We start from the raw sequence: 19272 nt of genomic DNA, 5'->3' as shown, positions 1-19272 counted from the left end.
GGACCGACCTCGCGGGGGCACCTGGTGGATCAGCGGCCCATGCCGGTCAGGGCGGCGAGGCGGGCGGGATCGAGCACGAAGACGCGGCTGCCGCTGTCGTTCTCGACGATGCCCTCGCGCCTCAGCCAGGAGATCTGACGGCTGACCGTCTCGATCGTCAGGCCGAGGTGATCGGCGATCTCGCCGCGGTTCAGCGGCAGGTCGATCTCGACCGTGCCGCCGCGATCGTCGACCATCGCGGCGAAGAAGCCGGCCACCCGTTCGAGCGCGCCGGCGCGACCGAGAGCGAGGGCGAGCTCGCGCAGGCGGTCGATCTCGCCGAGCATCTCCCGCTCGAGCCTCTCGGCGACGCGCGGGTTGCGTTGGGCGAGCGCGAGGTCGAGACCGCAGACCAGCGCCGACGACGACACCACCGCCGAGCACCGGTGGCGCGGGGAAGCGGTGAAGCCGAACAGGCGGCCGGGGCCGACCACGTCGACGATCTGGCGACGACCGTCGCGCAGGGAGCGGGTCAGCAGAACCGCTCCCTGCACCAGCTCGTAGACCTCGCGCGCCGGGTCGCCCTCGCGGAAGACGTGCTCGTGGGCGGCGACCCGGCGCATCTGTACGGAGGGTCGATCGGGCAGGGTGCCGCGCCCGCGCGGCACGGCGCGGCGGCGGGGCCCCGAGAGATCGGGTTCGAATTCCGGAAGTAGAAGGAAATTGGCGTCCATCGCGCGCTCCTTCGCTCTCGTCGATCGACGAGCTTCGTTCGGGACACGGCGCGGCGATCCGGCGTCGGGCGACCTGGGTCGCCGACCGCGGGACGCGCGCCTTCCTCGCGTCGGACGCGATGCGGACGGGGCTGTCGAAGGTCACTTCGGCCGAGGAACGACGCCGGGACCCGCCCGACCTGAGGTCGTGCGAGCCGCGGGGTCTCCTTCGGCGCCCGATCCGCGGGCGGTCGAGACGCGGGCGCGGGATCAGGCGGCGGGCGGGCCGCGGGGCGAGGTCGCGCCGGCGACGCGGGCCGGGGCGACGAAGACGATCGCCGTCTCGGCATCCGGCAGGGCGGGCTCGACGATCGCGGGGGCGTCGAGCAGGGCAACCGGCGGGGGTGCGTCGGCGAGGCCGCCGACCATCGGCAGGCAGAAGGCGCAGAGCGCATCGACGCCATCGTCGCGACGGACCGGATTGCCCTCGGCGTCGAGCACGATCATGCCGGCGCCGGTGCAGATGACGATCCGGTCGCCGAAGCTCTCTTCGAGATAGGGAGCGAGGCCGGCGGCCGACGACGAGGCGACCAGCATGCCGGCAAAGAGATTGAACGCGACGATCAGCACGCCGAGTGCCGACACGACGTCGCGGCGGATCTGCCCGAGGGCGCGATCCGTCGAGAGATCGTAGATCCGGCGTCCCGGCGATGCGGACATGCGTGCTCGGCCCATGCGCTCGGCGATCGGGCGAAGGCGCCCTCTTCGGTGATAGGCGCGCGGTTCGCCGCCGACAATGGGAGATCTACGGCTCGACCCGTCCGATTGCTTGATCCGGATCAAGCCGGCCTCGTCAATAGGTCGGGGGCGGGGCGTGCTCGGGCGTGCCTGCGGTCCACGGCCGGTGCGAGAAGACGAGGAGGCTGCGGCCCGACGCCGTCGCGGCCGCCGTGACGCGGGCAGCGAGCGCACGGGCGGCGACGTCGTCGAGCCCTTCGCTCGGCTCGTCGAGGACGAGGACACGGGCGTCGGGGCGGAGCCACACGCGGGCGAGCGCGAGACGGCGGATCTCGCCGCCGGAGAGCCGCGTGCCGCCGGCGCCGACGCGGGTGGCGAGGCCGGCGGGAAGGGCGGCGACGGTTTCCGCCAGGCCGGCCATGGCGAGGGCATCCATGAGGTCTTCGTCGCGCGCGGTGGGGGCGAAGGCGCGGAGGTTCTCGGCGATGGTGGCATCGAAGACGTGCGGCCGCTGCGGCGCCACCGCGATCACGCGGCGGAGGTCGGCGAGCGCGAGGTCGGCGATCGGCACGCCGCCGAGGCGGATGGTGCCCGAGGCGGGGTCGTGGACGCGGACGAGGAGATCGGCGAGCGTCGACTTGCCCCAGCCGCTCGGCCGGGCGACGACGGCGACGCCACCCTGCGGGAGTGTGAGGTCGAGATCTTCGAAGACCGGCAGCACACGGCCGGGACGGCCGAAGCCGACGTGATCGCAGGCGATGTCGAAGCCTTCGGGCAGGGGTCTCGGATCGGCCGGGTCGATCACCGTCGGCGGGCGGTCGAGGAGCGCGAAGAGGCGGGAAAGTGCCGCCCGCATCGTGGCGAGGCCGGCGGCGGCGACGGCGACCGGGGCGACGCTCTCGAAGGCGGCGAGGACCAGCAGGACCGCGGCGGTGAGATCCGGTCCCGTGACCGATCCCGCGGCGAGCAGCCCGGCGCCGAGGAGGAGCAGGGCGGCGACGGCGCCGTCGCGGGCGAGGCCCTGAGCGGCGCGGGCGAGGCTCTCCGACCCGGCGACGCGGGCCTCGTCGGCGATTCGCGCCGCGAGACGGGCGGCGAGGTCTCGCGCGCGGGCGCCTTCGTCGCAGGTGACGAGCAGGGTGCCGATGCCTTCGAGATGATCGTGGACGCGGCGACGCAGCGCGCTCGCGGCCTCCGCCTCGCGCCGGCCGGCGGCGCGGGCCGCCCGGGCCGTGAGGAAGGGCAGGACCATGCCGCCGACGAAGAAGGCGGCGGCGACGGCGATCGCGGCGGCGTTGCCGACGAACCGGGCGACGATCGCCGTCACCGCGACGCCGACGGTCGCGGCGACCACGAGGGGGGCGACGAGACGGAGGAAGACCAGTTCCAGCCGGTCGACGTCGAGCTTCAGCCGGGCGGCGATCTCGGCCGAACGCAGGTCCTCGAGCCCGCCGGGGGCGATGCGCTCGAGGCCGCGGAAGAGGTCGACGCGGGTGGCGGCGAGGAGGCGGAAGGTCGCCTCGTGGCCGGCGACGCGGTCGAGCCAGCGCCCGCCGGTGCGCACGATCGCGGTGAAGCGGATGATCGCCGAGGGGGTGAAGTAGTTCATCGTGACGCCGGCGAGGCCGGCGGCGCCCATGGCGGCGACGAACCAGCCGGCGGTCGCCATCAGCGCGAGGTCGGCGGCGGTGGTGAGAAGCGAGACGGCGAGCGCCGCGGCGAGCCAGAGCCACGAGCCACGCCACATCCGGACGAGGCGGAGGAGATCACGCATCGTGCGGCCCTCCCTCGACGGTAGCGAGGCTCTCGAGCATTGCGGCGGGTGGGCCGCTCTCGACGGCGCGGCCGGTCTCGATGCGGACGACGCGGTCGACGTGCGCGAGCGTCTCGCGGCGATGGGCGATCAGGATCGCGGTGCGGCCGGCGGCGAGCCGTTCGATCGCCGCGGTGACGCCCGCTTGCGTCGCGCGGTCGAGATGGGCGGTCGGCTCGTCGAAGAGGAGGAGCGAGCCGTCGGCGAAGAAGGCGCGGGCGAGCGACAGCCGTTGCGCCTCGCCGCCGGAGAGGGAGCGGCCGCCCTCGCCAAGGGGTGTCGCCGCGCCTTCCGGCAGGCGGGCGACGAGATCGGCCGCCCCGGCCTCGGCGAGGGCGCGTTCGAGGGCGCCCTCGTCGCCCGGCCGGCCCATCGCGACGTTGTCGGCGATCGAGCCTTCGAAGAAGGCGGGCGCCTGGGGCACGTGGACGAGGGTTCGGCGCCAGTTCGCGAGGTCGCGCGCGTCGAGTGGCTCGCCGTCGATCAGGATACGGCCGGTGGTCGGGGCGAGGAAGCCGCAGAGGAGCGCCAGAACCGTGCTCTTGCCGGCGCCCGACGGGCCGACGAGGGCGACGGTCTCGCCGGCGGCGACGTCGAGATCGAAGCCGTCGAGCGCCACGCGGCCGTCGGCATGGACGACGCGGACGCCCTCGAAACGGATCGCCGGCGGGCGGTCGCGCGGTGCGAGCGGAGCGTCCCCGATCGCGGGGGCGTCGGCGTCGCCGAGCACCGCGGCGATCTCGTCGAGCGCCGCCGTCGCCTCGATGCGGGCGTGGCGGCGCACGCCCATCTCGCGCAAGGGGGCGAAGAACTCGGGGGCGAGCAGCAGCACGAAGAAGCCGGTCGAAAAGTCGATGCTGCCCCACAGCAGGCGGAAGCCGACGGCGATCGCCACGCCGGCGATGGCGCCGGTGGTGACGAATTCCAGCACCAGCGCCGAGAGGAAGGCGATGCGCAGCACCGCCATGGTCTCGCGGCCATAGGCCTTCGCGCTCTCTTCGACGCGGGCGATCGCGCGATCCGAGGTGCCGGCGAGTTTCATCTCGCCGAGGCCGCGGATCTGGTCGAGGAGGTGGCCGCCGAGGCGGGCAAGGCTCTCCCACTGCCGTCCGCTCGCCTCCTCGGCGCCGCGGCCGGCGAGGATCGACAGCCAGACGAGCAGCGGCAGGGCGACGAGCAGAATCGCGGCGGCGAGCGGATCGGTCGGAAAGACCGCGGCGAGCACCGCGAGCGGCACCACGGCGGCGCGGGCGACCGCCGGTTTCCACGAGCGCCAGAGGGGGGCGAGGGCGTCGACCGCTTCCGTCGCCGCGGCGGCGAGTTCGCCGATCGGCCGCTCGGCGAGGCGGACCGGGCCGAGGGCGGCGAAACGGGCGAGAAGACGGTCGAAGACGTGGCGGCGGACGCGTGCGGCGGCGGCGAAGGCGGCGCCGTCGAGGGCGAAGGTCGAGAGGGCCCGCAGTGCCGCGATCGCCGCCGGAGCCGCGAAGGTGGACACGAGGGCGGCGGCACCTTCGCCGGCGAAGACGATGCGGTCGACGAGCCGGGCGAGCACCCAGGCGAAGGCGACGGCGGCGAGCCCGTTGAGGCCCGCGAAGACCTGCGCGAGGCGGGCGGGGAGGCCGGCGACGCGATCGAGTTCGGCGAGGAGCGGGCGGGAGCCGGCGGAAGGGCTGGACTTCGACACGTCGGGTTCCGGTCGTGGCCGGGAAAAGGGGAGGCCGGCGCGCCCTCGCAAGAGGAAACGCGCCGGCCGGCTTCCGCGACGCGCCACGCCCGCGGTCGCGGAAAGGCGAGCGGGGAGGGGCGCTCGCGCGCCCCTCCGAGGCTCAGTCGTCGCCGAGTTCGCCGCGGAACTCGTACCACATGGTGTTGATGACCCCGATCGCCGCAGCGGCGGTGACCCCGAGGATCCAGGCGAAGTACCACATGTGCCGAACTCCTCGTTCAGTAGGCCGAATGGGCGCGGGCGTCGATTTCTTCGGCCGTCACCCGGCCCCACATGTTGGCGTAGCACCACACGGTGTAGGCCAGCACGATGGGCAGGAAGACGACCACGGCCCAGAACATCACCGTCAGCGTCAGATGGCTCGACGGGGCATCCCAGATGGTCAGGCTCGACTTCGGATCGAGGCTGGAGGGCATGACGAAGGGGAACATCGACAGGCCCGCCGTGCCGATCACGCCGACCATGCCGAGCGCACTCGTCACGAAGGCGAGGCCGGGACGGGCGAGCTTGGCGAGAAGCGAGGTCAGGAGCGGTCCGACGAGGCCGATGGCCGGCACGATCATGGCGATCGGCAGGGTGCGGTAGATGTCGAACCAGGCGCCATGGGCCCGCACGACCTCCTTGGCGAGCGGGTTCGGCAGCGCGCCGTGCGCCGGTTCGGAGACGATGCGATAGCCGTCGATGCCGAACCACAGCCAGATGCCGGCGAGTGCGAAGGTCAGCGTGACCACCGGCGCGGCGATCACCACGAAGCGCCGGGCGCGATCGGCCACCGCACCGCTGGCGCGCAGCTGCAGCCAGACGCCGCCGTGGACGGTCAGCATGACGAGGCTGACGACACCGGCGAGCAGGGCGAAGGGGTTGAGGAGCGGCAGCAGCGCAGTCAGGAGCGAGCCCTGGTAGTGGGCGCGCAGCAGCTCGTCGAGCCGGAAGGGCACGCCCTGGAGCAGGTTGCCGAAGGCGACGCCGAAGATCAGCGACGGCACGAAGCCGCCGGCGAACAGGCCCCAGTCCCAGGTCTTGCGCCAGGTCGGGTTGTCGATCTTCGAACGGTAGTCGAAACCGACCGGGCGGAAGAACAGGGCGAAGAGCACCAGGAGCATCGCCATGTAGAAGCCCGAGAAGGCCGCGGCATAGACCGCCGGCCAGGCGGCGAAGATGGCGCCGCCGGCGGTGATGAACCACACCTGGTTGCCGTCCCAGTGGGGGCCGACGGTGTTGATGGCGATACGCCGTTCGACGTCTTCCTTGCCGACGAAGGGCAGGAGCGTGCCGACGCCCATGTCCATGCCGTCGGTGATGGCGAAGCCCATCAGCAGGGCGCCGACGAGGATCCACCAGACGAATTTCAGGGTTTCGTAGTCGAGCATGACGGTCTCCTCCGGTTCATTCGGCCGGGGCGGCGGCGGGGGCGCCGCGCTCGAAGTGATAGCGACCGAGGCCGAGCGAACTCGGACCGAGACGCGCGAACTTCACCATCAGGTAGATCTCGGCGACGAGCAGGATGGTGTAGAAGGTGAGGAAGCCGGCGAGTGAGAAGATCAGGTCTCCCGTCGTCAGGCTGGAGGTGGCGAGGAAGGTCGGCAGCACTTCGCCGATCGCCCAGGGCTGGCGCCCGAATTCGGCGACGAACCAGCCGAGTTCGCAGGAGAGCCAGGGCAGCGGCAACGTCCACAGCGCCGTCCTCAGGAACCAGCGGTTCCTCTCCAGCGTGCCGCGGGCGTTGAGCAGGAAGCCCGTCACGAAGACGAAGAGCATGAAGAAGCCGAAGGCGACCATGATGCGGAACGACCAGAACAGCGGCCAGACCGTCGGAATGGTCGAGACTGCGGCCGCCTTGATGTCGGCTTCCGTGGCCTTGGCCGGGTCCTCGACATACTGCTTCAGGAGCAGGCCGAAGCCGATGTCGCGGGCATGGGCGTCGAAGGTGGCGCGGGTCTCGGCCGACTTGTCGCCGGCGCGGATCTTCGAGAGTGCGCCATAGGCGATCTGGCCGGAGCGGATGCGTGCCTCGTGCTCGTTCTGCAGGTCTTCGAGACCGCGGACCGGCTTGTCGAGCGAGCGCGTGGCGATCAGACCGAGGGCGCCGGGAATCCGGATCGCGCCCGCCGTGTCGCGGCCGTCCTGGCTCGGGAAGCCGAAGACGGTGAAGGCGGCCGGCGGGGCTTCGGTCTTCCACTCGCCTTCGATGGCGGCGAGCTTGACCTTCTGGACGTCGCCGAGCTCGTAACCGCTCTCGTCGCCGAGGACGATCACCGACAGCGCCGAGGCGAGGCCGAAGCCGACGGCGACGGCGAAGGAACGCCTGGCGAAGGCGAGGTCGCGGCCCTTGAGCAGGTACCAGGACGAGATCGCCATGACGAAGACGGAACCCGTCACGTAGCCGGCGGAGACGGTGTGGACGAACTTCACCTGGGCGACGGGGTTGAAGAGAACCTCGGCGAAGGAGGTCATCTCCATGCGCATGGTCTCGGGCGAGAAGACCGAGCCGACCGGGTTCTGCATCCAGCCGTTGGCGACGAGGATCCACAGCGCCGAGAGGTTCGAGCCGAGCGCGGTGAGGAAGGTCACCGCCAGATGCTTGCGCTTCGACAGCTTGTCCCAACCCAGGAAGAACAGGCCGATGAAGGTCGATTCGAGGAAGAAGGCCATCAGGCCTTCGATCGCCAGCGGGGCGCCGAAGACGTCACCGACATAGTGCGAATAATAGGACCAGTTCGTGCCGAATTCGAATTCCATCGTCAGGCCGGTGGTGACACCGAGGGCGAAGTTGATACCGAACAACTTGCCCCAGAATTTGGTCATGTCCTTGTATATTTCCTTGCCCGTCAGGACATAGACGGTCTCCATGATGACCAGCAGCCAGGAAATGCCGAGGGTCAGGGGAACGAACAAGAAATGGTAGAGCGCCGTCGCGGCGAACTGCCAACGCGACAGTTCCACGAATGTCGGATCGATCATGATGTCGACGTCCTCTTGTGGGGGGCGGGCCGGTCGAGAGGCGCAAGCGCGGCGAGAGGCCTTCAAATATTGATTGCAGGTATAAGATTAAACCTACATTTTTGGTGAAGGAATGACCTCGCCCTGCGACCTTCGTCACGATTGCGTGTCGGAGCGCGCGCATCGGCGACGCACATCGAGCCAACGTCGTGCGTCGACTGATGTTTTCGCGATGACCGACCACCGGCGAGGCAGAAGGTCGCATGCAGACGTTCGCAATACAATTTCCCAAACGACAGCGCGACGCTTGGGCTCACGTCGCGAGTACTGTATTGATATCGATCAATGGATGGTCACATGTCGACCATCCGATTTCTGCGGCTCGTTGTCTTGAGTTCTTCATGGTGCATCCGGCGCCGAAATGCTCGGAAGCGGTATCGAGCGAGGCTACGACGACGGTCTCGGGTCGATCTGAATCAAGACAGGCAGGGCGATGGACGTCGCGGAGGCCGCCGTTGCTTCCTTCTCGTCGGCCATCGGTTGATCTGGCGCAGTCGGCGTAGGCCGTCGCGGGGTGGCTCGCGACCCGATCTGCCGTCTCTCTCCGAGTGAACGGGACGTCCGTCCGGCCGTTTCGTCGCACCCCCGACGAGCCGCTTGCGGCCGGGGGACGGGCGACCTATTTTGATCATATCATCATAACTCGGATGATCCATGGGCCGGCCGCGCAAGATCCGCATCGTCAGCACGTCCGTAGGCCGGCGCTATTACAAGCCCCGGGGGGTTCCGCTCGCGGATCTCGCCGAGACCGTCGTCACGCTCGACGCGCTCGAGGCCATGCGCCTCGTCGACGTCGAGGGTCTCGACCAGAGGTCGGTCGCCCGGCGGATGGACGTGTCGCCGGCGACGGTGTCGCGTCTGCTGGCGGAGGGCCGTCGCGCCGTGACCGAGGCGCTCTGCCGCGGTTGGGCGCTCCGGATCGACGGCGGCCCCGTCGACATCGACGACGGCCGGCCGTGCCGGCAAGGACATCTCGTGGCCTCGAGAGAGGTGGCCGACGCCGACGCTGACGACGCGAACCCGACGAACCGACAGGACTGAAGCCATGAATCGGACCATTGCCGTACCCTCGAACGCTCCCGGCGGGCTCTCCGCATCGATTTCCGCCCATTTCGGCCACTGCGACGTCTTCACCGTGATCGAGGTCGTCGACGGCCGGATCGCCGGCACGTCGCTGCTGACGCCGCCCGATCACGACCACGGCGGCTGCCTCGGTCCGGTGTCGGTGCTGTCGTCGGCCGGGGTCACCGCGATCGTCGCCGGCGGCATGGGGCCGCGGCCGCTGGCGGGTTTCCTCGAAGCGGGGATCCAGCCCTATTTCGCCGAAGACTGCGCCGACGTCGGAGATGCCGCCCGCGCCTTCGCCGCGGGTGCGTTGCCCGCCTTCGTGCCGGCGAAGACCTGCGGCGGCGGCACGGGGTGCTGCGGCGACCACGACCACGATCACGATCACTGACGCCGCCGTCGCCGACGGGGATCGCGCCCGCGGTCGTTCGGTCGGCCGTGGGGGCGTGCCTCGACGTGTCATGGAAATTATATGCTGTGTGTATCTTTTAACCCGGCGGCAAGGTGTGCGGTCGATGATTCCGGTCCAAAAGGAGCCGAGAATCATGAACATACCTGCCCTCGTGACGATTGAACCGACCTCTGCGACGACGGCTTTCGACGGTCGCACGAGCGACGGAGCGGCGGCACTGGCGCGGCGTCTCTTCGATACACCGACGGCGGAGAACGAAGCGGAGCAGGCGATCGCGCGGGGTGACGTCGCCGCGGACGTGCTGTCGGCGGCGCTCGACGACGAACTCGGCCGCCGTCTGCGCCGCGTCGTCGGCCGTTGGCTGCCCGGCAGCGCCCAGTCGGCCGACGATCTCTGCCGTCTCTATGGGCGTCTCAAGGCGATCGTCGAGCGGGCCGCGGGCGATGCCGCGCATCGCGCGGCACTCGCGTCCAACGCGACCTGTGTGCAGGTCCGCGGCATGCGCACGCTGGCCGACACCGTGTCGGACGTGAACGCCGTCGCGGTCGAACTCGCGGGTCTGTCCAACAACGTCGAGGCCGCGGTCGCCAGTGCGCAGTCGATGGCGAGTGCGACCAACGAGATGGCGGCCTCGATCGGCGAGATCTCGCGGGCGAGCCACGACGCGATGGGCGAGGCGCGGAACGCCTCGCAGGCCGCCACGGCCTCGGCGGAAAGTGTCGAGCGGCTGACGACGGCGATGGGCAACATCAGCGCCGTCACCGGCGAGACCCGCGATCGGCTGGCGGCGCTCGAGAGTGCCTTCGACCAGATCGCCGCCGTGCTCGGGTCGATCGACGCCATCGCCAAACAGACCAATCTCCTCGCCCTCAACGCCACGATCGAGGCGGCACGCGCCGGCGAGAGCGGCCGCGGCTTCGCCGTCGTCGCCGGCGAGGTCAAGCAACTGGCGGGTCAGACGGCCACGGCGACCGACAGCATCGGCCGCTCGATCGGCGACATGCGCAACGTCCTGACCGGCATGGCCGACGCCATGCGGCGCGCCGAGGGCGCGGCGTCGACCGGCGAGGGGGCGATCGGCGAGGTCTCCGACGCGATGGGGCGGATCGCGGCTCTGGTGTCGACGGTCGATGCCCGCATCGGCTCGATCGCCGCGGTGCTCGAACAGCAGCAGGCGGCCAGCGCCGAGATCGCCCTCACGGTCGAGACCGGGGCGAAGCTCGCCGCCGACAACGTCGTCCTGCTCGACCACATGACGAGGAAGCTCGAGCAGTCGAACGACCGCAACGAGGCCCAGGCCGGCAAGCTCTTCTCGGGCGCGTCGCAGGGCGAGGCCATTCTTGAAATGATGCAGATCGACCACGTGATCTTCAAGAAGAAGGTGGTCGACGCGATCCTCGGGCATCGCACGTTCGCCTCGACCGAGGTGCCGGACCATCACTGCTGCCGGCTCGGCAAGTGGTACGACGGCGTGCGCGATCCGGCGGTGCGGGAGCGTCCCGAGTTCGCCTGTATCGCCGAGCCGCATGCCCGCGTCCATCGCGAGGCGGTCCAGGCGCTCGCTGCGCAGGAGCGCCACGCCAAGACCGAGGCGATCGCCCATCTCGTCGCCATGAACGACGCCGGCGACGAGGTCTTCCAGGGTCTCGGACGGCTGAGCCGCGCACTGATGCGGTGCGCCTGACACGCGATCGGGACGCGCATGCGCGTCCCGGCCGGCGGAGGTCGGCGCGACGGTTCGGACCGCCGCGCCGGTTTTCGTGCGTTCACTTCTTCTCGGCGATGGTCGCGGTGCCGTCGCCGGCGAACTTGATGGTCGCGTCGAGGAAGGACGTCTGCAGGTCGGCGGCGAACATCTTGGCGGTGTCGTAGGCCTCGCCGGAACGGGCGCCGGTGCCGCAGATGAAGACGATCGGCTTGTCCTTCGGGAAGGTCGCGAGCTTCTTCTCGAGCTCGCCCATCGGCACGTTGATCGCGCCCTTGATGGTGCCGGCGGCGAACTCGTTGGGATTGCGCACGTCGACGAGGACGATCGAAGCCGGATCGGCCTTCCAAGCCGCCTCGAAGGAGGCGACCGTCACCGAGCCCTTCTCCTTGCCGGCGACGAGCGCCGCCTTGGCCGGCGCCGCGGTCGGTGCGGCGGCGGGGGCAGCGGCAGCCGCGGCGGGACCGGCGCCGTAGAGCTTCTCCCATTCGGGATAGCCTTCGGGGTAGGTCACGACGTTGGTGTATCCGAGCTTGCGGGCCTTGTCGGCCGACTGGTCGGAGAGCACGCATTCGAGGCCGCCGCAGTAGTAGACGAGGAGCGAGGCCTTGTCGGCGGGCAGCTTGTCGACGTTCTTGTCGAACTCGCTGTCCGAGATCGCCAGCGCGCCGGGGATGATGCCCTTGTCGGTGACCCGCTTCGGGCGGGCGTCGATCAGCGTGAAGGGCTGCTTCTCGTCCATCAGCTTCTTGATGTGGGCGGCGGAGACCGCGACCGGTCCGCCCTTGGCCTTCCAGTTCGGCATGCCCTCGGCATAGACCTCGATCGCGGTGTAGCCGAGCGCCTTGGCCTTCCTGGCGCTGTCGTGGGAGAGCATGCAGTCGACGCCGCCGCAGTAGAAGACGAGGCGGGTCGCCTTGTCGGCGGGCAGCTTGCCGACCGCCTTGTCGAAGGCGCTGTCGGGGATCGAGATCGCGCCGGGGATGTGGCCGGGGTCGTACTGGCGCGCCGCCGGCCGGCTGTCGACGATCACCAGCCCCTTCTTCGGCGGGATGGTGACGTCGGGGCGCAGCTTGTCGAAGGTGGTCAGCGTCTGGAACCAACCTTCCTTCGGCTGCAGCGCGGTCTGGGCCGACGCGGGCGCGACGGGCACGACGAGGACGGCGCTCGCGGTGGCGAGGACGAAGGCGGCGGCGAGGGCATGAAGTCTCGGTTTCATCGGTCTTCTCCCTGAGGATGCGTCACAGGACGGTGAGTTTCTCGGTGGTCTCGTTCCAGCGGACGATCGCGTACCAGAGCGCGAGCAGCCCGAAGCCGACGAGGAGGGCGAGGCCCCAGCCGCCCAGCATGTCGGGCAGGAAGGCCTGGCGGCCGATCCCGGTGATCTCCCAGGTCTCGACGTTGGTCTCGTCGATGGCGGTGAGGCCGGTCTTCTTGAAGATCGCGGCGGCGATCGAGCCGACCCAGGCGAAGAAGGCCATGGCGACCCAGAGCTTGAGGTGGCCCTCGCCCATCCGCCACAGGGCGCCGGAGGCGCAGCCGCCCGCGAAGACCATGCCGAAGCCGAAGATCACGCCGCCGGCGAGCGAGCCGAGCCAGAAGGTCGCGGGAATGGCGACATAAGGGTCGATCACCTTGGCGCGGAAGAGCAGCGCGGCGATCGGCATGCCCACCGCCATGGCGAGGATGACGGCCTTGGTCATGGTGCCCTCGGCGGTCATGAAGGGCTCGCGGATCGAGCGGGCGAAGCACAGGCGCGAGCGGTGCATGACGAAGCCGATGGCGAAGCCGACGGCGACGATGATGGCGCGGGTGGCGATCTGCTTGTCGGGCGAGGCCCACCACGAGGCCGACCAGGCGACGACGCCGACGATCGCGGCGAGGCCGACGACCGGATAGAGGCGTTTGACCGTCGACGGCACCTGCCAGGGCATCGGCGCGGCGGTGCCCCATTCGACGTTGTCGAGGGTCCACAGCAATGCCTTGAGCCCGATCCAGGCGCCGGCGAGCAGGCCCGCCCACATCGCCCAGCCGGCGGGCGAGGAATGGACGACCGGGTTGAAGAAGCCGCCGGTGGTGCAGCCGCCGGCGAGCGCCGCGCCGATCCCCATCATGGAGCCGCCCAGCGCCGCCCAGACATATTCGATCTTGGGCGGGCGATTGACGGCGAACTGGCCGGAGAGCAGGGCGGCGGTGGCGGCACCGGCGACGAGCAGGATGTTCATCAGGCTCATGCGGTGGCCGAGGAGACCTTCCTTCGGCTCGGCGATGCCGAGGAGGCCGCCGAGGCCGATCGCCGAGTTCAGCCGATCGCCCCAGTATTTGACGCCGCCGAAGACACCCCAGAAGAGGCCGGTGGTCATCAGGGCGACGACGAGGAGGACCAGGATCACCGCCCCGAGATAGGGCGACCATTCCTCGACGAAGATCTTGTTCCAGTCCTCCCTCAGGCCCGGAAAGCGGGGTTTGGCGTCGGCGCTCATGCTGGTTCTCCCATGGCGGGACGATGCGCGCCGAAGGCTCGGCGTCGCTCGCGTCCCGTTGCGGACGGGGTCGGTCGATCAGTTGCAGGAGGCGGGTTCGTCGCCGTCCTTGGCACCGCGGGCGAGGAAGGCGGCGATGTCGGCGGCGAGCTCTTCGTCGGCGACCTCGGCGAACTTCTCCGCCGCCTTGTTGGCGCCCTTGATGGCGGCGCGATGGGCCTTGGAGACGTAGGTCGAGACCTTGTCCTTGCCCTTGGCGTGGCTGTCGGCCTTCAGATAGTCGCCCCATTCCGCCTTGGTGCGGGTCGAGGGCGCGATCGAGCCGATCGGCTCGGCGACGTGGCAGGCGGTGCAGACGCTGCGATAGTAGATGCGCCCGCGCTTCCAGTCGGCGTCGTAGGCGAGCGCCTGGGTGGCGGCGAGGACGCCGGCGGCAGTGATCAGGGTGGCGGCGAAGAGACGACGCATCGTCCGGCTCCACGTTGGTCGGCCCGCCGGACGCGACGGCGCTCCTCCCGGTGATCCGATGCCCCGCCGACCGATCGTGGCGCCCCTCTCTCCCGGGCGGCACGAGCCGCGTCTCGTCGGTGGATGCGAACATCCGAATATTCGCAATTATCCTTTCCACCCCACGATACGCCGAGGTGACGGGATGCCTCGCGCATTGCTCCCGATCGGAGGACTACGGCGTGCGACGAAATGGCCGAAGCGGCCGTCGGACGGCCGCATCAAGGCTCTGTCGCGATGGAGAAATGTCGACGGCATCTGTCGTCCGGCCGGGCGCGCGGGCGCCGTCGCGCGCGGCGATCGCATGGTCAATCGTCTGCCACGTGATCGCGGATTGACCGCTCGTCGATCACGCCGACGGGGTGACCCACAGGGCGGCGGCGCGGCCGGCGAGGGCGGCGAGCGTCGAGGCGACCGTGCCCCAGGCGATGTCGGCGACGGTGAGAACCGTCGACCAGTGCTTCAGCGTCGCCTGGTTGGTGAGGTCGTAGGTGGCGTAGGCGACGAGGCCGAAGAGGGCGGCATTGCCGATCGTCGCCGCCATGCCGCCGGCGAGCCCCGGCTTCACGCCGAAATGGACGAGGCCGACGACATAGACGAGGTAGAAGACGATCGCGGGCAAGAGGCGGAAACCGTCGAGCACCATGTCGCCCATCGCCGGGCGATAGATCCGGTCGGCCATCAGCGTCAGCCAGACGGCGTCGAGGGCGAGGAAGGCCGTCGCGGTGGCGACATGGGCGACGAGGAGCGTCTTCATCGGGGGCGTCCTTTCGGGCGGTCAGTCGCGGGGGAGGCGGGTCCAGCCCATGTCCTTGCAGACGAGGCCGGCGAGGACGCAGCCGCGCGTCGTCATCGTCTCCGCGCCGACCGTCATGGTCAGGCGATAGTCGAGGTCGCGCTGCGGATCGAAGGCGGTGCCCGCCCAGCGGCCGACGCCCGAGGGGGCGACCGACATGACGAGGCGGTCGCCCGCCTTCTCGCCCTTCGTCCCCTCGCGGATCCAGGTGTTGATGGCGCAGATGTCGCCGCCGCAGCGTTCGATGCGGACCTTGGCCTTGCCGTCGCCGCGCGCCCACAGGCCGAAGGGCGAGGGATCGGCGGCGGCGTGGCCGGCGAAGGGCACGAGGAGTGCGGCTGCGACGACGGCAGGCGATGACCATGCGGCACGGATCATGGCGGATCTCCTCGTCTCAGGCGTGAACCAGGGTGTAGAGACCGACGTCGATCGCTTCCTCGCGGAACCCCGCCTCGCAATAGGCGAGGTAGTAGTCCCAGAGCCGGTGGAAGCGGTCGTCGAAGCCGCCGGCGGCGATCTCCGGCCAGCGGTCGTGGAAGCGGCGGCGCCATTCGGCCAGCGTCTCGGCGTAGGAGAGGCCGAAGTGCTCGGCCGCCGCGATGCGCAGGCCGGCCTTGGCGGCGGCTTGCGTGAAGGCGCTCCGCGACGGCAGGAAACCGCCGGGAAAGACGTGCTTCTGGATGAAGTCGGCGTCGCGGCGATAGTCGTCGTAACGGTCCTCGGCGATCGAGATCACCTGGAGGACGGCACGGCCGCCGGGCTTGAGGGCATCGGCGACGGTGGCGAAATAGGTCGGCCACCAGGCCTCGCCGACCGCCTCGAACATCTCGATCGAGACGACGCGGTCGAAACGCTCGGCGACGTCGCGATAGTCCTGAAGCCGCAGGTCGACGCTGCCCTCGAGCCCGCGTTCGGCGATCGTGTCGCGTGCCCAGGCGAGCTGCGACGGGGAGAGCGTGATGCCGGTGACGGAGGCCCCCGCTTCACCGAGCCGGGCGGCGAGCGCACCCCAGCCGCAGCCGATCTCGAGCACGTGGTCGCCGCCGGAGAGGTCGAGCAGCTCGACGATACGGTCGAGTTTCCTCTGTTGCGCGGCTTCGAGCGTCGGCGTCGTCGCATCGAAGATCGCCGAGGAATAGAGCATCGAGGGGTCGAGCCACAGGCGATAGAAGTCGTTGCCGAGGTCGTAGTGCGCCTCGATGTTGCGCCGGCTGCCGCGCTTGGTGTTGCCGCGGGCGAGGTGGCGCAGGCGCTCGAGACCGCGGAAGAGGGCATTGCCGCGCACGGCACGGCGCAGCTCGGCGGTGTTGAGGGCTGCGAGGCGGATCAGCGCGACGAGATCGGGGCTCGTCCAGTCGCCGGCGATGTGGCCCTCGGCGAAGCCGATGTCGCCGCGCGTCAGGATGCGGCCGAGGGCACGCCAGTTGCGGAGCCGAATGGTGGCGTCGGGGCCGGGCGCGCGGCCGGTGCGGGCGAAGCTCGCGCCCGAGGGCAGGATCACCCGCAGCCGGCCATGGGCGAGGCCGGCGAGCAGGCGGTCGAACAGGCGCGCGCGGATGCCGCGGATGCGGTCGCGGGCCGAGGCCGCGACGTCGGCGGCGGCGATCGAATTGTCCTCGGTATGGCTCATGTCGACCTCTCTCGCATCGGTTCCGGGATCGGCTTGTCCGAGGGGATACGCAGCGACGGCGGGCGACGGTTCATCACCACGGCAAATTTCTCGGAATGCGCCCGACGGGGTGGGCCGAGCGATCCGTCGGCGAGGTTGCGACGTAGAGGAGAGAGGACGCCGATGCGATCCGCCGGAGACACCCCATGCCGCTCATGCTTCTCGCCGCCGTCGCGCTCCTCCCTCTCGCCATGACCGCCGCCTGGGCGGTGCGGCTGGCGACGGGGAAGAGCGGCTGGATCGACGCGATCTGGTCGGCGGCGGTGGGGTTCGGCGGGCTCCTCGCGGTCGCGGCTTCGGGCGGTGGTGGGCGGGCCTGGCTCGTCGGTCTCCTCGTCGCGGCGTGGTCGGGGCGGCTGGCCGGTCACATCGCGGCGCGGACGCGCGGCGCCGGCGACGACCCGCGCTATGCCGAACTCGCGCGCCAGTGGGGCGAGGCCTTCCCGCGGCGGCTCCTCGTCTTCCTGCAGATCCAGGCCGTGGCCGGTATCGTGCTGGTCGGGGCGATCCATCTCGCGGCCGCCAATCCGGCGCCGTTCCCGAACCTCGTCGACGGACTGGCGACGGTCCTCCTCGCCGCCGCGATCGTCGGGGCGGCGGTGGCCGATGCGCAGCTCGCGCGGTTCCGCCGATCGAGTGGGCCGGGTGGCGTCTGCGACGTCGGGCTGTGGGGCTGGTCGCGCCATCCCAACTATTTCTTCGAGTGGCTGGGCTGGTGCGCCTTCGCGCTCTTCGCCCTGTCGGCGCCGGTCCTCTGGCCGATCGGGCTTCTCGCCCTCGCCGCGCCGACGATGATGGGCTGGCTGCTCACGCGCGTCTCGGGCATCCCGCCGCTCGAGGCGCACATGCTGGCGAGCCGCGGCGCGGCCTTCGCCGCCTACAGGGACCGCGTACCCGCCTTCTTCCCCCGTTGCCCGCGTGGGATCGCGTCGGAGACGGGGCGATGACGGCGGCGGCGGACGACGATGCGCTCGCCGCGACGACGGCCGCGACCGCCTGGCTGATCGTCGCCAACAAGCCGTTCTATCCGCTGTGGGTCGGCTGGGTGGCCGGCGACGGGTTCGCCGCCTGGCCGACGGTCGCGACCATGCCGGCCTATGTCGCGATCGCGCTCCTCGCGCGGCGGCGTTCCTTCGCCGCCCGGCTCGCCCTGCCGATCGTCGGGGCGATCGACACGCTTGCCGCGACGAAGCTCTTCGGGGCGCCGAGCGGTGCGGAGCTCTTCCTCGTGCCCTGCCTGATGCTCGCCGTCCTCGCCTTCCGCGCCGACGAGGCGCGGTGGTCGCGGGGGCTGCTGGTGGGGCTCGGCGTCGCCTTCGTCGCGGCGCGGTTCGGCCTCGGCGCGGCGCTGGGCCCGTGGAGCGGCGAGGCGGCGGCGGCCCTTCTCGGCCTCAACGCCTTTTCGGTCGCAGGCCTGTCGTTCTTCCTCGGCTGGCGCTTCGCCGCGGCCCGGTGAGGCCCGAGCCGCTCAGATCGCCTCGAGCCAGGCGTCGGGGCGGTCGCCGGAGAAGACCGGGCCGGCGAAGGTCGTCACCGTCTCGCCACCGGCGAGCGCCGGGCGGCCGAGGACGGCGTCGCGGATCGCCGGGGAGAAGGTCGCGCGCGCGGCTGCGAAGGCGGCGGCGCGATCGGCGAACTGGCCGCGGCGCAGCATCTGGGCGGCGAACCACAGGCCGTCGGCCTCGCGCGGCCGGTTGACCGGGCCTGTCGGTCCGTCGCCGTGGAAGCGCAGGAAGCCCGGAACCCGCATCGGCGGGCTGCCCGTCTCGACCGGCAGGAGGCCGGCGAGGGCGCGTTCGACCACGGCGGCCTCGACGCCGACGACGTCGGGGCGGGCGAGGAGGGCGGCGAGATCGGCGCGGTTGGCCGGGTCGTCGCACCATTGCGAGGCACGGTCGAGGGCGCGGATCAGCGCCGCGGTCTCCTCGGCGCGCTCGAGCGCCACGCTCTCGCGCAGCGCCACGACCTTTTCCGGCACCGCCGGCCACAGCGCGGAGGCCGGCATCAGCAGGCGACCGACGCCGGCCTCGACGGCACGGCTGGTCCAGGGTGCGCCGACGCAGACGACGTCGACGCTGCCCGACGCCATGGCCTCGACCATGTGCGGCGGCGGCACCACCACCATGCGCACGTCGCGTTCGGGCACGAGGCCGGCGGCCTCGAGCCAGTGGCAGAGCTGATAGTGGTGGCAGGAGAAGGGATAGACGGCGGCGAGCGTCAGGGGCTCGGCGCCGCGGGCGGCACGGGCCGCGACGATGCGGGCGAGCGCGCGGCCGGAGGCGACGGGATCGCCCGGCGCCCCCCAGTCGCCGCCCTCGGCGTAGAGGGCGGGCGTGACGGCGATCGAATTGCCGCCGTGGTCGATCACCCAGGGGGCGACGACCGGGGTGGGCACGCGGCCGATGCCGAGGCGGGTGGCGAGCGCCATCGGCGCCAGCATGTGGGCGGCGTCGAAATGGCCGAGGAAGACGCGATCGCGGATGTTCGCCCACGAGGTCTCGCGGTGCAGCTCCAGCGTCAGGTCCTCGGCGGCGGCGAAGCCGAGGTCGCGGGCGACGACGATCGGCGCGGCGTCGAGCAGCGGCATGAAGCCGATCCTCAGCGTCGCCGCCGTCGCGGAGCCCTTCGGCCGATCCGGTTCCGTCATCGCACGCCTTCCCCCG

General features: G+C 70.9%; 19 protein-coding genes. 5 read left to right on the top strand and 14 right to left on the bottom strand.

Annotation, left to right across the window (positions count from 1 at the left end):
* Positions 1–29: 29 nt before the first annotated feature.
* From ACT53U_RS18075 to ACT53U_RS18045, 7 genes are all read right to left on the bottom strand, one after another.
* On the bottom strand, positions 30–713 hold the full coding sequence (locus ACT53U_RS18075) for a Crp/Fnr family transcriptional regulator (RefSeq protein WP_476157196.1): 684 nt from the start codon (positions 711–713) through the stop codon (positions 30–32).
* Positions 714–962: 249 nt separating this feature from the next.
* Entirely contained in the window at positions 963–1412 is a 450-nt protein-coding gene (locus ACT53U_RS18070) for a hypothetical protein (RefSeq protein WP_476157195.1), read from the bottom strand.
* A 133-nt stretch (positions 1413–1545) separates the two neighbouring features.
* A complete protein-coding gene (cydC, locus tag ACT53U_RS18065; protein ID WP_476157194.1) occupies positions 1546–3204 on the bottom strand; it encodes a thiol reductant ABC exporter subunit CydC in 1659 nt (552 codons plus the stop codon).
* Positions 3197–4930, bottom strand: coding sequence for a thiol reductant ABC exporter subunit CydD (cydD, locus tag ACT53U_RS18060; protein WP_476157193.1), 1734 nt, complete (start codon positions 4928–4930; stop codon positions 3197–3199). Before cydD ends, cydC begins: the two co-directional genes overlap by 8 nt.
* A gap of 142 nt (positions 4931–5072) precedes the next feature.
* On the bottom strand, positions 5073–5174 hold the full coding sequence (gene cydX / locus ACT53U_RS18055) for a cytochrome bd-I oxidase subunit CydX (RefSeq protein ID WP_476138934.1): 102 nt from the start codon (positions 5172–5174) through the stop codon (positions 5073–5075).
* A gap of 16 nt (positions 5175–5190) precedes the next feature.
* A complete protein-coding gene (gene cydB / locus ACT53U_RS18050; RefSeq protein ID WP_476157192.1) occupies positions 5191–6342 on the bottom strand; it encodes a cytochrome d ubiquinol oxidase subunit II in 1152 nt (383 codons plus the stop codon).
* A 16-nt stretch (positions 6343–6358) separates the two neighbouring features.
* On the bottom strand, positions 6359–7933 hold the full coding sequence (locus ACT53U_RS18045; protein ID WP_476157191.1) for a cytochrome ubiquinol oxidase subunit I: 1575 nt from the start codon (positions 7931–7933) through the stop codon (positions 6359–6361).
* A gap of 693 nt (positions 7934–8626) precedes the next feature.
* Here ACT53U_RS18045 and ACT53U_RS18040 point away from each other — a divergent pair.
* From ACT53U_RS18040 to ACT53U_RS18030, 3 genes are all read left to right on the top strand, one after another.
* Positions 8627–9013: a DUF134 domain-containing protein gene (locus ACT53U_RS18040; RefSeq protein ID WP_476157190.1), complete on the top strand. Its 387-nt coding sequence runs from the start codon at positions 8627–8629 to the stop codon at positions 9011–9013.
* Between the two features lie 4 nt (positions 9014–9017).
* Positions 9018–9428: a NifB/NifX family molybdenum-iron cluster-binding protein gene (locus ACT53U_RS18035; RefSeq protein WP_476157189.1), complete on the top strand. Its 411-nt coding sequence runs from the start codon at positions 9018–9020 to the stop codon at positions 9426–9428.
* A gap of 154 nt (positions 9429–9582) precedes the next feature.
* Entirely contained in the window at positions 9583–11133 is a 1551-nt protein-coding gene (locus ACT53U_RS18030; RefSeq protein ID WP_476157188.1) for a methyl-accepting chemotaxis protein, read from the top strand.
* Positions 11134–11215: 82 nt separating this feature from the next.
* Here ACT53U_RS18030 and ACT53U_RS18025 read toward each other — a convergent pair whose 3' ends face one another.
* The 6 genes from ACT53U_RS18025 to ACT53U_RS18000 form a co-directional block, all read right to left on the bottom strand.
* Positions 11216–12373, bottom strand: a complete 1158-nt coding sequence (locus tag ACT53U_RS18025) for a rhodanese-like domain-containing protein (protein WP_476157187.1) — start codon at positions 12371–12373, stop codon at positions 11216–11218.
* Positions 12374–12395: 22 nt separating this feature from the next.
* Positions 12396–13637, bottom strand: coding sequence for a YeeE/YedE thiosulfate transporter family protein (locus tag ACT53U_RS18020; protein WP_476157186.1), 1242 nt, complete (start codon positions 13635–13637; stop codon positions 12396–12398).
* A 78-nt stretch (positions 13638–13715) separates the two neighbouring features.
* Positions 13716–14105, bottom strand: a complete 390-nt coding sequence (locus tag ACT53U_RS18015; protein WP_476157185.1) for a hypothetical protein — start codon at positions 14103–14105, stop codon at positions 13716–13718.
* A gap of 388 nt (positions 14106–14493) precedes the next feature.
* Positions 14494–14901 (bottom strand): DUF2177 family protein, encoded by a 408-nt coding sequence (locus ACT53U_RS18010; RefSeq protein ID WP_476157184.1) that lies wholly within the window; start codon positions 14899–14901, stop codon positions 14494–14496.
* Between the two features lie 21 nt (positions 14902–14922).
* On the bottom strand, positions 14923–15318 hold the full coding sequence (locus tag ACT53U_RS18005; RefSeq protein ID WP_476157183.1) for a DUF2147 domain-containing protein: 396 nt from the start codon (positions 15316–15318) through the stop codon (positions 14923–14925).
* 16 nt (positions 15319–15334) lie between these two features.
* The gene (locus ACT53U_RS18000) at positions 15335–16570 is read right to left on the bottom strand and encodes a class I SAM-dependent methyltransferase (RefSeq protein ID WP_476157182.1); all 1236 of its coding nucleotides are present in this window, start codon (positions 16568–16570) and stop codon (positions 15335–15337) included.
* Positions 16571–16755: 185 nt separating this feature from the next.
* Here ACT53U_RS18000 and ACT53U_RS17995 point away from each other — a divergent pair, with 185 nt between their 5' ends.
* Both ACT53U_RS17995 and ACT53U_RS17990 read left to right on the top strand, forming a co-directional pair.
* Entirely contained in the window at positions 16756–17556 is an 801-nt protein-coding gene (locus ACT53U_RS17995) for a DUF1295 domain-containing protein (RefSeq protein ID WP_476157181.1), read from the top strand.
* Positions 17553–18065, top strand: a complete 513-nt coding sequence (locus ACT53U_RS17990; RefSeq protein WP_476157180.1) for a hypothetical protein — start codon at positions 17553–17555, stop codon at positions 18063–18065. Before ACT53U_RS17995 ends, ACT53U_RS17990 begins: the two co-directional genes overlap by 4 nt.
* Before the next feature lie 12 nt (positions 18066–18077).
* Here ACT53U_RS17990 and ACT53U_RS17985 read toward each other — a convergent pair whose 3' ends face one another.
* The gene (locus tag ACT53U_RS17985; protein ID WP_476157179.1) at positions 18078–19256 is read right to left on the bottom strand and encodes a CmpA/NrtA family ABC transporter substrate-binding protein; all 1179 of its coding nucleotides are present in this window, start codon (positions 19254–19256) and stop codon (positions 18078–18080) included.
* Positions 19257–19272 lie beyond the last annotated feature (16 nt).

The sequence above is a fragment of the Pinisolibacter sp. DMC19 genome (assembly GCF_056313985.1).
Note: the sequence above shows the minus strand (reverse complement) of the source record. Positions and strands in the feature narration are given on the sequence as shown.

Excerpts from the sequence above, each read along its gene's own strand:
- ACT53U_RS18075 (WP_476157196.1), bottom strand. The coding sequence starts at position 713 with ATGGACGCCAATTTCCTTCTACTTCCGGAATTCGAACCCGATCTCTCG.
- ACT53U_RS18070 (WP_476157195.1), bottom strand. The coding sequence starts at position 1,412 with ATGTCCGCATCGCCGGGACGCCGGATCTACGATCTCTCGACGGATCGC.
- cydC (WP_476157194.1), bottom strand. The coding sequence starts at position 3,204 with ATGCGTGATCTCCTCCGCCTCGTCCGGATGTGGCGTGGCTCGTGGCTC.
- cydX (WP_476138934.1), bottom strand. The coding sequence starts at position 5,174 with ATGTGGTACTTCGCCTGGATCCTCGGGGTCACCGCCGCTGCGGCGATC.
- cydB (WP_476157192.1), bottom strand. The coding sequence starts at position 6,342 with ATGCTCGACTACGAAACCCTGAAATTCGTCTGGTGGATCCTCGTCGGC.
- ACT53U_RS18045 (WP_476157191.1), bottom strand. The coding sequence starts at position 7,933 with ATGATCGATCCGACATTCGTGGAACTGTCGCGTTGGCAGTTCGCCGCG.
- ACT53U_RS18040 (WP_476157190.1), top strand. The coding sequence starts at position 8,627 with ATGGGCCGGCCGCGCAAGATCCGCATCGTCAGCACGTCCGTAGGCCGG.
- ACT53U_RS18035 (WP_476157189.1), top strand. The coding sequence starts at position 9,018 with ATGAATCGGACCATTGCCGTACCCTCGAACGCTCCCGGCGGGCTCTCC.
- ACT53U_RS18030 (WP_476157188.1), top strand. The coding sequence starts at position 9,583 with ATGAACATACCTGCCCTCGTGACGATTGAACCGACCTCTGCGACGACG.
- ACT53U_RS18025 (WP_476157187.1), bottom strand. The coding sequence starts at position 12,373 with ATGAAACCGAGACTTCATGCCCTCGCCGCCGCCTTCGTCCTCGCCACC.
- ACT53U_RS18020 (WP_476157186.1), bottom strand. The coding sequence starts at position 13,637 with ATGAGCGCCGACGCCAAACCCCGCTTTCCGGGCCTGAGGGAGGACTGG.
- ACT53U_RS18015 (WP_476157185.1), bottom strand. The coding sequence starts at position 14,105 with ATGCGTCGTCTCTTCGCCGCCACCCTGATCACTGCCGCCGGCGTCCTC.
- ACT53U_RS18010 (WP_476157184.1), bottom strand. The coding sequence starts at position 14,901 with ATGAAGACGCTCCTCGTCGCCCATGTCGCCACCGCGACGGCCTTCCTC.
- ACT53U_RS18005 (WP_476157183.1), bottom strand. The coding sequence starts at position 15,318 with ATGATCCGTGCCGCATGGTCATCGCCTGCCGTCGTCGCAGCCGCACTC.
- ACT53U_RS18000 (WP_476157182.1), bottom strand. The coding sequence starts at position 16,570 with ATGAGCCATACCGAGGACAATTCGATCGCCGCCGCCGACGTCGCGGCC.
- ACT53U_RS17995 (WP_476157181.1), top strand. The coding sequence starts at position 16,756 with ATGCCGCTCATGCTTCTCGCCGCCGTCGCGCTCCTCCCTCTCGCCATG.
- ACT53U_RS17990 (WP_476157180.1), top strand. The coding sequence starts at position 17,553 with ATGACGGCGGCGGCGGACGACGATGCGCTCGCCGCGACGACGGCCGCG.
- ACT53U_RS17985 (WP_476157179.1), bottom strand. The coding sequence starts at position 19,256 with ATGACGGAACCGGATCGGCCGAAGGGCTCCGCGACGGCGGCGACGCTG.